The sequence below is a fragment of the Acinetobacter shaoyimingii genome (assembly GCF_011578045.1).
Taxonomy (GTDB): Bacteria; Pseudomonadota; Gammaproteobacteria; order Pseudomonadales; family Moraxellaceae; genus Acinetobacter; species Acinetobacter shaoyimingii.
On the sequence record NZ_CP049801.1, the window covers coordinates 600,168 to 614,599 of the forward strand.

General features: G+C 38.2%; 10 protein-coding genes. 4 read left to right on the forward strand and 6 right to left on the reverse strand.

The genetic code is table 11. From position 1 onward, the window contains the following. Positions 1-12: 12 nt before the first annotated feature. The 5 genes from leuA to G8E00_RS02835 all read right to left on the reverse strand — a co-directional run bounded on the left by leuA (position 13) and on the right by G8E00_RS02835 (position 8,979). Positions 13-1,710, reverse strand: a complete 1,698-nt coding sequence (gene leuA / locus G8E00_RS02815) for a 2-isopropylmalate synthase (protein WP_166221826.1) — start codon at positions 1,708-1,710, stop codon at positions 13-15. 284 nt (positions 1,711-1,994) lie between these two features. Then, a complete protein-coding gene (locus G8E00_RS02820; protein ID WP_166221828.1) occupies positions 1,995-3,095 on the reverse strand; it encodes an alpha-hydroxy acid oxidase in 1,101 nt (366 codons plus the stop codon). A 68-nt stretch (positions 3,096-3,163) separates the two neighbouring features. Continuing rightward, positions 3,164-3,847, reverse strand: coding sequence for a Fe2+-dependent dioxygenase (locus G8E00_RS02825; protein ID WP_166221830.1), 684 nt, complete (start codon positions 3,845-3,847; stop codon positions 3,164-3,166). Between the two features lie 182 nt (positions 3,848-4,029). Beyond that, the gene (locus G8E00_RS02830; RefSeq protein WP_166221832.1) at positions 4,030-6,366 is read right to left on the reverse strand and encodes a TonB-dependent receptor; all 2,337 of its coding nucleotides are present in this window, start codon (positions 6,364-6,366) and stop codon (positions 4,030-4,032) included. 372 nt (positions 6,367-6,738) lie between these two features. Beyond that, a complete protein-coding gene (locus G8E00_RS02835) occupies positions 6,739-8,979 on the reverse strand; it encodes a TonB-dependent receptor (RefSeq protein WP_166221834.1) in 2,241 nt (746 codons plus the stop codon). 470 nt (positions 8,980-9,449) lie between these two features. Here G8E00_RS02835 and tig point away from each other — a divergent pair, with 470 nt between their 5' ends. The 4 genes from tig (at position 9,450) to G8E00_RS02855 (ending at position 13,836) form a co-directional block, all read left to right on the forward strand. Then, positions 9,450-10,784, forward strand: coding sequence for a trigger factor (gene tig, locus G8E00_RS02840; protein WP_166221836.1), 1,335 nt, complete (start codon positions 9,450-9,452; stop codon positions 10,782-10,784). Positions 10,785-10,971: 187 nt separating this feature from the next. Next, complete coding sequence (clpP, locus tag G8E00_RS02845) at positions 10,972-11,583, forward strand: ATP-dependent Clp endopeptidase proteolytic subunit ClpP (protein WP_166008496.1); 612 nt, start codon at positions 10,972-10,974, stop codon at positions 11,581-11,583. 35 nt (positions 11,584-11,618) lie between these two features. After that, positions 11,619-12,929, forward strand: coding sequence for an ATP-dependent protease ATP-binding subunit ClpX (gene clpX / locus G8E00_RS02850; RefSeq protein WP_166008495.1), 1,311 nt, complete (start codon positions 11,619-11,621; stop codon positions 12,927-12,929). Positions 12,930-13,083: 154 nt separating this feature from the next. Continuing rightward, positions 13,084-13,836 (forward strand): DUF2846 domain-containing protein, encoded by a 753-nt coding sequence (locus tag G8E00_RS02855; protein ID WP_166221838.1) that lies wholly within the window; start codon positions 13,084-13,086, stop codon positions 13,834-13,836. A 29-nt stretch (positions 13,837-13,865) separates the two neighbouring features. Here G8E00_RS02855 and G8E00_RS02860 read toward each other — a convergent pair whose 3' ends face one another. Beyond that, complete coding sequence (locus G8E00_RS02860) at positions 13,866-14,414, reverse strand: DUF2059 domain-containing protein (RefSeq protein WP_166008493.1); 549 nt, start codon at positions 14,412-14,414, stop codon at positions 13,866-13,868. Positions 14,415-14,432: the final 18 nt, after the last annotated feature.

Below are 14,432 nucleotides of genomic sequence, written 5' to 3' on the forward strand. Positions count from 1 at the left end.
TAGTGCTAAAACTTATACTGCTGCTGCAACCAGTTGTTCAGTGCTTAAAACGCCCTGATCAATCAAACGATTGATGGTTGCAAAAATCGCTTCAATGGATGATGTCACGATGTTGTCATGGATCCCAGCCCCGAATGCAGAGCGACCAGTACCTTTCACTTGAAGCTCAACTAAAGCCAAGGCTTTTGCATTTGCACCAGAGCTAATGCTTCGTTCTTCATAGTTCAATACATCAATTGGCAATTGTAATGCATCCAAGATTGCAGAAATTGGACCATTGCCTTCACCACGTAAGTGTTGAATCTCACCATTGACAACCACATCAAGTTCAATGACTTGCTTGCCATTTTCATCATGCAATTTGTAGTTTTGCGCGACATAGTGTTGATCTTTTACAGCCACATAGGTCTTTTTGAACAATTCCCAGATCTGTTGTGCAGAAACTTCTACACCTTCTTCATCGGCAACTTGTTGCACAACTTGAGAGAATTCAATTTGTAAACGACGAGGTAAGACCACGTTGTAATTTGATTCTAACAAATAAGCGATACCACCTTTACCCGACTGTGAGTTAACACGAATGACTGCATCGTAGTCACGACCCAAATCTTTCGGATCGATTGGCAAGTAAGGCATATCCCACATGTCTTGATTTTTTTGGAACTCGAAACCTTTTTTGATCGCATCTTGATGTGAACCAGAGAATGCAGTAAAGACCAAGTCACCTGCATATGGATGACGTGGGTGCACAGGCAAACCAGTACATTCTTCAATGGTTGCAATGATCTCATTAATATTTGAGAAATCTAAGTTTGGTGCAACACCTTGGGTGTACATGTTCAACGCAATTGCTGCAACATCGACGTTACCTGTACGTTCACCATTACCAAATACACAACCTTCAACACGGTCAGCACCCGCCATGATTGCCAATTCAGAAGCAGCAATACCACAGCCACGGTCGTTATGACAGTGGACAGAAATAATCACGCCATCACGACGTTCGATGTTACGGTGCATCCATTCGATTTGATCGGCATAGACATGCGGACCTGAAACTTCAACCGTTGCAGGCAAGTTCAAAATCACTTTATTGTCAGGTGAAGCTTCCCAAATTTCAGTGACTGCATCACACACGTCTTTGGCAACTTCTAATTCTGTCGCGGTAAAACATTCAGGAGAGTATTGGAAAACGAATTCAGTTTCAGGGTATTGTGCAGCGTACTCTTTCACTTTTTGTGCTGCATTAATCGCTAAGTTTTTTGCACCAGCAATATCTACATTCAACACTTTCTCACGGAAAGTCGGAGAGTTTGAATTGTAGATATGCACAATCGCACGTTTAGCGCCCTTCAAAGATTCAAAAGTACGTTCAATCAAATGATCACGTGCTTGAACCAACACTTCAATGTAAACGTCTTCTGGAATATGATTTTCTTCGATTAACTTACGCGTAAAATCAAAGTCAATTTGAGATGCGGAAGGGAAACCAATTTCAATATGTTTAAAACCAATTTTCACCAACATCTGGAACATTTTGAATTTTTGATCAATGTCCATCGGTTCGAAAATCGCTTGGTTACCGTCACGAAGGTCTGTGCTCATCCAAATCGGCGCTTTATTGATTTCTTTATTTGGCCATTGACGGTCTGGCAAGTCTACACGTTGATACATGCGACGATATTTTTTACTTGGATCAGCCAACATCATGAGGTAACTCCTTGTGTAGCGTAGGTTGCTCAAATCTTTTGTAAAGGCAACTTATCTACTTTATAGATTGTATCTATGTGTTCTATTTACAAGGATGTTTTCAAATTTAAGTGTAAAAATGATGTTTTTTACACGTTGAAATTGAGAAAACCTTGTAACCCTATGCTATTAATTTTAATCCACTTGCTTTGAAATGTTTTTCCTATTTCTATGGATTTTAGTCGTATATCAATAAAGAATTTCTGATATATATTGAATAATGAAATTTTTTTTCATCATTATGTTTATTCTTGATAAATATAATCCGAATTAATCTCTTTAATGCTTGATGTTCCCATGAGTGCCATCGTGATTTCAAATTCCTCTTTTAAAATTCGGATCACATGTGCCACACCTAAAGCACCTGCAACTGCTAAGCCATAAATATAAGGACGACCAATCAACACCGCAGATGCACCTAAAGCAATCGCTTTAAACACATCTGTACCACGTCGAATACCGCCATCATAAAGCAGTGGGAAATCAGCAGGCACAACTTTCTTAATCATTTGCAATGTTTTAAGTGGTGGAAGGCAAGTGTCTAAAACACGACCACCGTGATTAGAAATGATCAGTCCTTGAACACCATGTTGAATGGCAAGTAAAGCATCTTCTGGATGCACAATGCCTTTTAAAATAATAGGCAAATCAGTTTGGGTTTTCAGCCATGCAATATCTGCCCAAGTGGGTGCAATTTTCATTAAACCATCAAATACAGGGTGGTCACCCTCATTCAAAGGAGGCAGTGGAATATGCGCTGGAGTATGTGGGTGCTGCATACCTTCAGGCAAATGGAAAAATGCACGACGTTCACGGTCTCGAATGCCAGTATGTGGCGAATCAACTGTCAGTACGATCGCTTTAAAGTTGTGAGCTTCAGCTATTTTGACCAATGATAAAGATTTTGCACGATCACCTTGCCAATACAGTTGAAACCATTTGTATGGATTGTCTTTTTTTAACTGTCGCATATCGGTATTGGTAAAGGTGCTTAGAACGATATTGCTTCCTAAAACTTCTGCTGCGAGCGCGCTGGCTGCTTCTGCATCAGGGTGAAACTGTTGTTGATGACCAATAGGTGCCAGAAAAATTGGGTGAGGGAAGCGTTGCCCTAAAATTTCACACTGTGTATTGCCTTGGGTTAAATCTTTGAGCATACGTGGCATCAGATGAATTTGACTAAATTGCTGAAGATTATCGCGAACACTGACTTCATCCATCGCACCGCCTTGTAAATATGCCCAGACCATTTCGGAGAGATGTTTTTTAGCTTCACACTCGTAATCTGCAACTGTTTGCAGATAGGCTGGAATCTGGGTAAGGGGTGGCAGGATTTGATTACTCATGAATGTTCCATCGTTCCGCATTAAAAGTCGTGTCAAAATATAAGCTTTAAGAATATATGTTTTATTCCTTAAATCTCAGCCCATTTACGCATCAAATTATGATACATGCTGGTGAGCTTAATGACTTCTGAATGTTGATCTCCCAATTCTATACGTAGATTTTGAATACTTTGATCCAGATTAAACAGCATATGTCTGTTTGCATCATCCCGAATCATACTTTGCAACCAAAAGAATGATGCAACTCGACAGCCTGATGTCACGGGAGTGACTTCATGTACGCTGCTCGATGGATATAAAATTAAATCTCCAGCAGGCAATTTCACTTCATGGTAACCGTAGGTGTCTTCAACAACCAAATCACCGCCTTCATATTCATCAGGTTCAGATAAAAATAGTGTGCAAGATAGATCGGTGCGAATACGTTCAGATGTGCCTTGAAGCCAACGAATAGAATTGTCGACATGAAAACCAAAAGTTTCGCCGTTTTCATAACGATTAAAGTAAGGCGGTAAAAATTTATAAGGCAGCGCTGCTGAAATAAATAAAGGGTGTTGATTTAATGCCTTTAAAATAATCTCACCTAAATGTTGAGTCAGCGGATGATCTTCTGGAAGTTGTTGATTGTTTTTAACATGTGCTGAGAGTGAACCCGTGGTGTTTTTACCATCTACCCACTCAACTTTGTCCATCTCTGAATGAAAATATTGAATTTGCTCTTGAGTCAATACTTGAGGGATATGATGGATCACAGCAATTCCTTATAAAACTTTTTTAAAATGGGGGGATAAGTTCTGTGGACATTTCAGCCATCTATATCATTGTCAGCAGACTTATTGAATATTCTTTATAGCATAAATAAAAAATAGCCTCATGAAGAGGCTATTTTTTTAATTTCACGACCTAATTAATGAATTGAAGTATCGAAACTTAATTAGTATTTAAAGTTAACCGCCAATACTGCATTGGTACCTTCAGCTTCGGTTGCATAGTGCGAAGCATAAGCTTTAGTGAAATAACGCTTGTCTGAAATATTGTTGTAGTTCAATTGAACGTTGAGGTTTTTGTTGACATCGTAGCGTGCCATTGCATCGTATCGAACATAGCCAGGCACATATTTTGTATTTGCTAAGTCACCATAAACTTTGTCCATAGCGACAGCACCTACACCAATGTTGAGCTTAGGGAGAATTTGATACGTCGTCCAGATTGTACCTGAGTTTTCAGGGACGTTTGGTAAGTGGTTACCATTGTTTGGATTAGCTTCGTTGGTACAATTAACTTTAGCGCCTTTACCTTTACAGTTTTTACCATTGTCCGTAGCTTCTGTATACAGATAAGTATATCCAGCTGAAATCGCCCATTTATCCGTGATTTTACCATTAATGCCAAGTTCGAAACCGTCTACTTGTGTAGAGCCGACATTGCCGTATGTCGTTGTATCCAGTTGTACTCGGGCATTATGTTTTTCAGTTTGGAAGATCGCTGCGGTTACATTTAATTTATCTGAAAATAAATCCCATTTGGTACCCAGTTCAAAGGTTTGGCTACGTTCAGGATCTAAATTGCTATAGTTTGCATTAACACCATCATCGCCGTCGCCTTGGTCAATACCGACAGGATTCGATGACGTTGCATAACTAAAATAAATTGAACCGTTTTCACGTGGTTTATAGGTTAAACCCGCTTGATAAGAAAAGAAGTCAGTGTTACTTCTTACTTTGTCTTTGTCACCTACGTTTCGTAATGGATCAACTTGTATTCCATCTTTAGTTGTAGGTTTTGTGTTGGCATTGTTTGCGCCGTAGGTCATGACTTGTTCTGTGTCAAATTTATCCCAACGAAGACCTAGATCTAAAATCCATTTTGGTGTGAATGCAATACTATCTAAGAAATAGATTGAAGTTGTCTCAGTCAGCGTATTGTATTTATCTTGCCCTCGAGTACTTGCAGACTCAGTCCATGGCTGATTCGGATTTGGATGATACGATGACGTACAATTGCCAGTTTGAACTGCTAAATTGGTACAAGTGCTATATTTATTTCCGTCCGCATCTAATGTATTGACGTTATAGCTGGTTCGATCGGTTTCTTGACGGCTATATTCAGCCCCAACATTAAAACTATGTTTGATAGCGCCTGTATTAAATTTACCAGCTAAAGAAAGTTGATCTGTAAATGTACCTGTATCTGTGATCCGAGAATTAGAACGTCTCCAAACTTTGCCATTGGCAATATTTCCTTGACTATCATCTGGTTGAGTCCAAAGGTAATCATTTTTAGATTTATTAAAGACGGCGGTATTACTTAAAGTAATGTCATCACTAAGATCATGTTCTAACTTAAGCGTTCCAATTTGATTTTCTTGCTTTTGGAAATCACGATCTTTCCAGCCGTAATAGACGCCTTGTTTGGCATCTAATGGTTTGCCTGTTGTGGTCCCTTTACCCGTACCATCTGCGTTTTTCTGAGTCCAATTCCAATAGGGAACACCCGAATCTGGTGTATCGTCAGATTGTAAGTAGTAGTAACTTAAGGTTGCACGGGTCGGGGTGTCTAAACCGAAGGTGATACTTGGTGCAATACCAACACGTTGATATTCAGCACCATCATGTTGTCCTGCTTTATCATTCATGTGACCTAATACGGCAACACGTGCTGCAATGCCATTACCAAAATCTTTATTGCCATCTAAAGTAATGCGCGCATAGTCATTGGTACCGCCAGCAATAGAGCCCTCTAAAGAATCGCCTTTTTTAGCGACTTTAGACACCATGTTTACGCTACCACCAATAGAGCCACCACCATTCATGGCAGATGATGAGCCTTTGGTGATTTCGACTTGTTCGACTGCAAACATTTCACGGTTTTGTGAAGTCGAGTTACGAACACCATCGACATACATAGAGCTTTCAGAGCTATAACCACGAATGAAAGGTCGATCACCATTTGGGTTACCGCCTTCACCTGCACCTAAGGTTACACCTGGAACTGTTCTTAAGGCATCGGCGAGGGTAGTTACTTGTGTATCTTCAAGTAACTGTTTTGAAATAATGGACACAGATTTTGCTGTGTCTAATAAAGGCGCGACAAATTTAGAGTTTGCAGATTGGTCTACTTTAAAACTTTGTTTTGCTTCTGCTTGAGCTTGAATTTGAATTGTTTCGAGTTGAGCTACTTGATCTTCAGCAATTGCATTTCCAGCGACTAGACTTAAAGAAGAAGCGATCGCGGAAGAAACGATTTTTTTACGCGTTTTAATAAAAGCCATTCTGCACTCAGATATTAGTGTAAATTTGTGTGCGAATAATAATGATTCTTGTTACTTATTACATATTTTAAGTAATGTATATAACGATCAATCATTAGTTATTAATAGAATTATCGAATGAAAATTATAGTGTTTCTTCAAATAAGAAATTGTTTTTTATATAAAATCTAATTATTGAATGGTTTTTTAATTATTTATTGTGAATTTAAATTAAAATACTTTTTATACAAATATAAGTTGTTTTTTGAACTTTTTCTAAAATGGAGTCAATAAAAATATTTGTTGAATAAAAAAACAGCCTCCATAGGGAAGCTGTTTAAATTGGATGAAGCTTGTATTGTTCAATATGTAGATTTGATCAATATTTATAGATCAATATCTAAAGTTAAGTGATACCACACCATTGATGCCATCTGACTCAGTGGCATAATGTGATGCATATGCTTTAGTGAAATAGCGCTTGTTGGATAAGTTATTCAGATTTAACTGAACATCAATATTTTTATTTACGTTATAGCGAGCCATTGCATCATAGCGGACATAACCTGGCACATATTTCGTATTCGCTGCATCGCCATAGAATTTATCCATTGCAATAGCGCCTACACCTAAATTAAGTTTCGGTAAAACTTGATAAGTGGTCCAAAGTGTTGCGCTATTTTTGGGTACGTTTGGCAAACGTTTGCCTTTTGCAGGGTTATCAGCTACACAGTCACCTGCACGATTACATGATGGTCCAGGGTTGGTCTGTTCACTATCTAAATAAGAATAACCTGCGGAAATTGCCCATTTATCGGTGATATTGCCGTTTACGCCTAGCTCTATACCATCGACTTTACTCTCGCCTCCGTTGGTATAAGTGGTTGAGTCTAATTGAATGCGGGTATTTTGTTTTTCTGTACGGAAAATGGCAGCAGTTAAGTTTAGTTTATTGCTTAAAATATCCCACTTAGTTCCGAGCTCGTAAGTACGGCTCTTCTCTGGGTCTAAGTCTTTAATATTGACATTGAGACCCGTTTCAGAACCATCCCCAGCATCAATCCCGACTGGATTTGCTGATGTGGAGTAACTTGCATAGATACTGCCATTTTCAACAGGTTTATAAATTAAACCGCCCTGATAGGAGAAGAAGTCAGTATCGTTCTTCAGCGTTACACCAGTCGAATGCGTTTCTAATTCTGTTTTAAATTTATCCCAACGAACACCTAGGTCAATTAACCATTGTGGGGTGATTTCGATGCTATCTAAAAAGTAAACGGAAGTAGCTTCAGCTGTTGTTGTAGTCACTCTTTTATTGGCAGCAATATTGCCTAACCATGGATCACGCGCATTTGGATGATAAGCGGATGTACACCAGTAATCCGAAGCTTCACCAACACCCAGTGAACAAGCACCTGTTGTTGGTGATCCTGTAATCACTTTACCAGTCGATGAAGTTACTGAATACGACCCCTTGTCGGACTCTTGTTTACTGTATTCTGCACCAATATTTAGACTGTGTTTAAGCGCACCCGTATTGAATTTACCTGTCAGTGCAAGTTGGTCAGTAAAAGAATCACTGTCGGTGATGCGTGAGTTGACACGTCGCCATACTTCGCCGTTGGCTATGTTCTTTTGACTGTCATCGGGTTGCGTCCAGATATAGTCATTTTTAGATTTGCTATAAACTGCGGTATTGCTTAGGGTAAATTGGTCATTTAAGTCATGTTCTAACTTAATGGTTCCGATATGATTTTCTTGTTTTTGAAAATCACGCTCATTCCAACCGTAGTAAATCCCTTGTTTGGTATTTAGCGGTTTACCAGTCGCAGTATTGGTTCTTGGATCCCAGTAAGGCACGCCTGAATCTGGTTTGTCATCAGATTTTAAATAGTAATAGCTTAAAGTCGCACGCGTAGGGGTATCTAAACCAAAGGTAATGCTTGGTGCAATGCCCGCACGTTTGTATTCAGCGCCATTGTGCTGACCAGGTTTTTCATTGGTATGACCTAAAACTGCGACACGAGCAGCAATACCGTTACCAAAGTCTTTGTTGCCATCTAAAGTCACTCGAGCATATGCATCTGTGCCACCCGCAACTGATCCTTCAATAAAGTCCCCTTTTTTAGCGACCTTAGAAATCAAGTTGATGCTACCCCCAGACGAACCGCCACCTGCAAGTGCAGAGGCTGAACCTTTAGTGACTTCAACTTGTTCAACCGCAAACATTTCACGGTTTTGTGAGTTAGAGTTACGAATGCCATCGACATACATTGAGCTTTCAGAGCTATAACCACGTAAGAAAGGGCGGTCACCATTTGGGTTGCCACCTTCACCCGCACCTAAGGTTACGCCAGGCACTGTACGAAGCGCGTCTGATAAGGTGGTTACTTGTGTATCTTGAATCAGTTGCTTAGAAATGACAGAGACCGATTTTGGTGTATCAAGCAGGGGAGCAACATATTTAGCATTTGCAGATTTATCGACTTTTAGACTTTGTTCTGCTTCTGCTTGAGTATTAATGGTCGGAAGTTGATTGACATCATCTTGTGCAATTGTTGCTGTACTCATGACTGATAATGAGCTCACGATTGCAGAAGAGATTATTTTTTTTCGACTTTTTATAAAATCCATTGTTTTACTCAAAATAATTTTAGTGTTTATTTGTATGCGAATAATAATGATAATTGTTATTGAGTGCGGGATTGATTAATTAATAATCTCTATTAAAATTACTACATCTATAGTTTAAATAAATTAATTGTGGTTAAATAATGAGCATAACTTAATGATAATAATAAACTATCTTATAATTCCATTATGAAATGATTCATTATTGGAATTGTAGATAAAACTAAATATCAACGAATATTCCATTGATTGAGTCTGTCATTTCGCTTGATAAATTTTTATAACTTACAAAATTGAGATTAGAGTTCACGGAATTCATAAGAGACAATAGGATAATTTGGTTATAAAGTTTAAAACTGACGAAAAAACGATAAAAATAGTGGTTATATAAAGGTATTTTGTATATCTTCCAATGTTGTCATATAATATGGCACTTTTAAAATTGCAATTACTATTTCTATATCGAGGAAGCCATGCAAGTAACTTCTGAAGCGGTTTCGGGCGTTGCCCGTCGTTTAAATGTATCTGTACCGACGAGCCGTGTTAATGAGCAGTTTGAAGCTCGTTTAGTACGCACTGCGAAAACTGTGAAGATCAACGGCTTCCGTCCAGGTAAAGTGCCTTTAAACGTTGTTCGTCGTGAATACGGTGCGAGTATCTACAACGAAGTTGTAAACGATGTTATTCGTGACACAGTATTTGAAGCAATTCAACAAGAAAAAATCAATGCTGTTGGTATGCCAAACATTGATAAAGTTGAAAACAAAGAAGATGCACTTGTTTACCAAGCAACTGTTGAAGTTTATCCAGAAGTTGAAGTTAAATTTGACGGTCTTGAAGTTGAACGTAAAACTTCAGAAGTGGGTGACAAAGACGTTGATCAAATGATCGAAAACCTTCAAAAACAACGTCAAACTTTTGTTGAAACAAAAGGTATGGCGAAAAAAGACATGCAAGTGACTTTCGATTTCGAAGGTTCAATTGATGGCGAAAAATTTGAAGGCGGTTCTGCAGAAGACTTTAAACTTGTTTTAGGTTCTGGTCGTATGATCCCTGGCTTCGAAGATGGCATCATCGGTATGAAGAAAGGCGAAGAGAAAGTGATTGATGTGACTTTCCCAGAAGACTACCAAGCTGAAAACTTAGCGGGCAAACAAGCTCAGTTCAAAATCACTGTGAAATTAGTTGAAAAAGCTAAACTTCCAGAAATCGATGCTGAATTCCTTAAAATCTTTGGTGTAACTGAAGAAGAAGGCGTTGAAAAATTAAAAGCTGACGTTCGTAAAAACATGGAACGTGAAGTGAAAAATGGTCTTCGTAACCAAGTGAAAGGTGCAACTTTTGATGCACTTGTAGCTGCAAACGAAGTTGAAATTCCAGAAGCGATGTTGTCTCAAGAAATTGACCGTCAACGTCAGCAAATGATTCAACAATTTACTCAACAGTTTGGTGCTCAAGGTGCAAAAGCATTTGACAGCAGCATGCTTCCAGATGAATTGTTCAAAGAACAAGCTGAAAAAGCGGTTAAACTTGGCGTATTGGTAAGCAAGGTTTTAGCTGATGCTAAAATCGAAGTTGACCAAGCACGTGTTGAAGCTTACATCGAAGAAATGGCTTCATCTTACGAAGATCCAACTGAAGTGATTGAATACTTCAAAAATGATCAACAACAACGTGCTCAAATCGAAGGCGTTGTTTTAGAAGATCAAGTTGTTGATCACATCTTAGCTGCTGCTAAAGTGACTGACAAAAAAGTAAGCTATGAAGACTTACTGAAAGAGCAACAAGCTCGTCAACAACAAGGCTAATTGAGTCTGGTTGTAAAAAAGGCGCTGCGAAGCGCCTTTTTTTTCAGCATCTAAATCTATGTCCTTTTTTCACATAGCGTATGCAAAAAAAATCTGATATTTAATTGGGAATATTTTGCATTTTCATTGATTATCCCTCATATTGTGATTATGTGTTGAGTAACAAAAATTCAGGAATAAATAACGTATGTATGTTCCAACAATCGATAACGCATTAGTGCCAGTAGTCGTAGAACAATCTTCACGTGGTGAACGTTCTTTTGATATTTTTTCGCGTCTTTTACGTGAACGAGTGATTTTTTTAACAGGTGAAGTTGAAGATAACATGGCAAACTTAATTGTTGCTCAAATGTTATTCTTAGAAGCTGAAAATCCAGAAAAAGATATTCATCTTTATATCAACTCTCCAGGTGGTTCAGTCACTGCTGGTATGGCCATTTACGATACCATGCAATTCATTAAGCCAGATGTTGTTACATACTGTATGGGACAAGCTGCCTCAATGGGTGCATTCTTGTTAAATGCTGGAGCAAAAGGCAAACGTTATTGTTTGGAAAATGCACGTGTTATGATTCATCAACCACTTGGTGGTTTCCGTGGTCAAGCGTCTGATATTGAAATTCACGCACGTGAAATTTTATTTATTAAAGAACGTCTTAATCGCTTGATGGCAGAACATAGTGGTCAAGATTATGAAACTGTGGCACGTGATACAGATCGTGATAACTTTATGACAGCTCAAGCTGCTAAAGAATATGGTTTAGTAGACGAAGTACTGACTAAACGTCCACAAAATTAAGCTGTTAAAGCGTAAATCAGATATTTGGAGTGAAAATGTCCGAAAATCCTCAAGGACAAAAGCATTGTTCATTTTGTGGTAAAACGCAGTCTGAAGTAGGAAAGCTCATTGCAGGCGAGGACGCTTACATTTGTAATGAGTGTGTGGATGTTTGCCTAGACTTGGTACAAACCAGTCAACAAGTTGAGACTGGTGATTGGGCTGCACGTCCACTACCAAAACCGCATGAAATTCGTGCTGCACTCGATCAATATGTGATTGGTCAAGACACTGCGAAGAAAACACTTTCTGTTGCCGTGTATAACCATTACAAGCGTTTGAAAGTCACTCAAACTACTACTAAAACGGAAGATCGTGTAGAACTTGCGAAAAGTAATATTCTACTGATTGGACCAACGGGTTCAGGTAAAACATTACTTGCGCAAACACTTGCACGTCTTTTAGATGTGCCTTTTGCAATGGCTGATGCAACAACACTCACTGAAGCAGGTTATGTTGGTGAAGATGTTGAAAATATCGTACAGAAGCTTCTACAAAAAGCAGATTACGATGTCGAAAAAGCTCAAAAAGGCATTATCTATATTGATGAAATCGACAAAATCACACGTAAATCTGAAAATCCATCGATTACTCGCGATGTCTCAGGTGAAGGTGTTCAACAAGCATTGTTGAAAATGATTGAAGGAACGGTTGCATCAATTCCTCCACAAGGCGGTCGTAAGCATCCTCAGCAAGAATTCATCCAAATTGATACCTCAAATATCTTGTTTATTTGTGGTGGTGCATTCTCAGGTCTTGAGAAAGTGGTACAACAACGTCAAGAAAAAGGTGGTATTGGTTTCACGGCTGAAGTGAAGAATAAAGATGATTCGAAAAAATTATCTGAATTGTTCAGCCAAGTTGAAGCTGCTGATTTGGTCAAATTTGGTTTGATTCCAGAGTTCATTGGTCGTTTGCCAGTAATTGCAACGCTTGAAGAGCTTGACGAAGAAGCCTTGATGCAAATTTTGACAGAGCCAAAAAATGCATTAACCCGTCAGTATCAATATCTTTTCGAAATGGAAAATGTTGACCTTGTCTTTGAAGAATCTGCATTACGTGCGGTAGCGAAAAGAGCGCAAGAGCGTAATACAGGTGCGCGTGGTCTACGTTCAATTTTAGAAAATGTCTTATTGAATACGATGTATGACTTACCAAGTCGTACAGATATTGGTACGGTCATCATCAATGCTGCTGTGATTGAAGACAATGCTGAGCCTGTTTATCAAGCAGGTCGTCAAATTAAAGCCGACGAAGCAGTTGAAGAAAAAGTTGATCTAAAAGTGTTGGACAGTAAGTCAGCATAATGACTTTTTAAGTCAACTGTATTTCATCTGAAACGTGTAAGAAGTTCTCCTTTTTACACGTTTTTTTATTTTTAAAATTTTGTGGCAATGTTAAGCTTAGATAAGAATACATTTAAATTATAAATCAAAATAAAAAACGTGATGAGGGATAATCATGCGTCAATTTAGTTTCATATTGATGACGAGTTTAGGTTTAGTGGCATGTTTAAGCTCACCTACAAAGCAAGTATCAAATTCCAATCAATTGGTCTCTACCTTGGAAAAGGTTGATCTAGATCAGATGCCAGGTTTCTTTGAGTCGAAAAAAGATCAATACAAAGTTTCCGGTTTTTCCCTTGGTTCTTGGGTCAATCAAAAACCAGGGCAATATTTTAAATTGGTCAAACCTCAACATGAAAATGCTGCCGTGCTGTATTTATACCGTCCAGACAGCCATTGGAATCGTGAAGAGATTATTGCACCATCATTCTTCCTTAATGGTAAGAAAATTCCAAGTTTAATGAGTAATCATCATTATTGGTTGGAGTTGGCTGAAGGTGATTATAAACTCAGTATTAGTCGCCCTTTGGCTGTTATGCATTTTCAAAAACCGATTGTGGCCTATTTTTCTGTGAAAGCAGGGCAACAGTATTTTGTGAAATATGAAGAAGAAAAATTTCGTGGTGAGCCAAATGGCAATGAAAATCTGCTTAAAGTTGGCCCACTCATGCAGATGCCGACAAAACAAGCATTAAAAGAAATAGGTATGACTCAGTTAAAGTCACCTGGATTGAATTATGTTGCGGAAGTGTTGCCTGACGGTCGTTTGAAAAAATCTAAAGAAAAAATTGATAGTGGTAAATATAGAACAAGTGATGATGTCCGTTTAGCACAACCTTTTAAAATTTATGATCCACGGACATGGTAATTCAACTCAAGATTTTAATGGCGATTAACTCAGTCTTTAAGAAGGGGCTTTAGAATCGTATTAAATTCTTCTAAGAATTTTTCTCTCTTGTTCGGATCTTGAAGCGCTTGTTCTGACATTGCTTGTGATTTATTGACTAAGTCGGCCATCAAATTTACGCTTTTTTTGTTAATTGATTGACCAATCGGTGTTTCTAGAAATGCAATATTGGCTAGTGCTTCATCTTCGGTAAATGTATTTCTATAACTTGATTTGATCATTTCATAAAATTTAGGATCTTCAGTAATTTCACTGGTCATTTTTGACATCAAATTTGAAATTTTATTGGCTGCATCTTGTTGTTTAGCATCCAAAGTTTCAACTTGAAGCGTATTTTTGATGATTTTTATGGCTTGTTCATCAAACATAGGCTTTAACTCTTTAGTAGTTTCTTTGAGTACAGCCTTAATATTTGATAATTCCATCATTTTGTTAATGGTTTCATCTTTCATAGGTGCCGAATAAGCACATGGAGTCGTGAATATACTTGCTGTTAAAAGTACAGCAGAACCGATCAATTTTTGTATAGATTGTTTCATAATTATTTCTCTAATGAT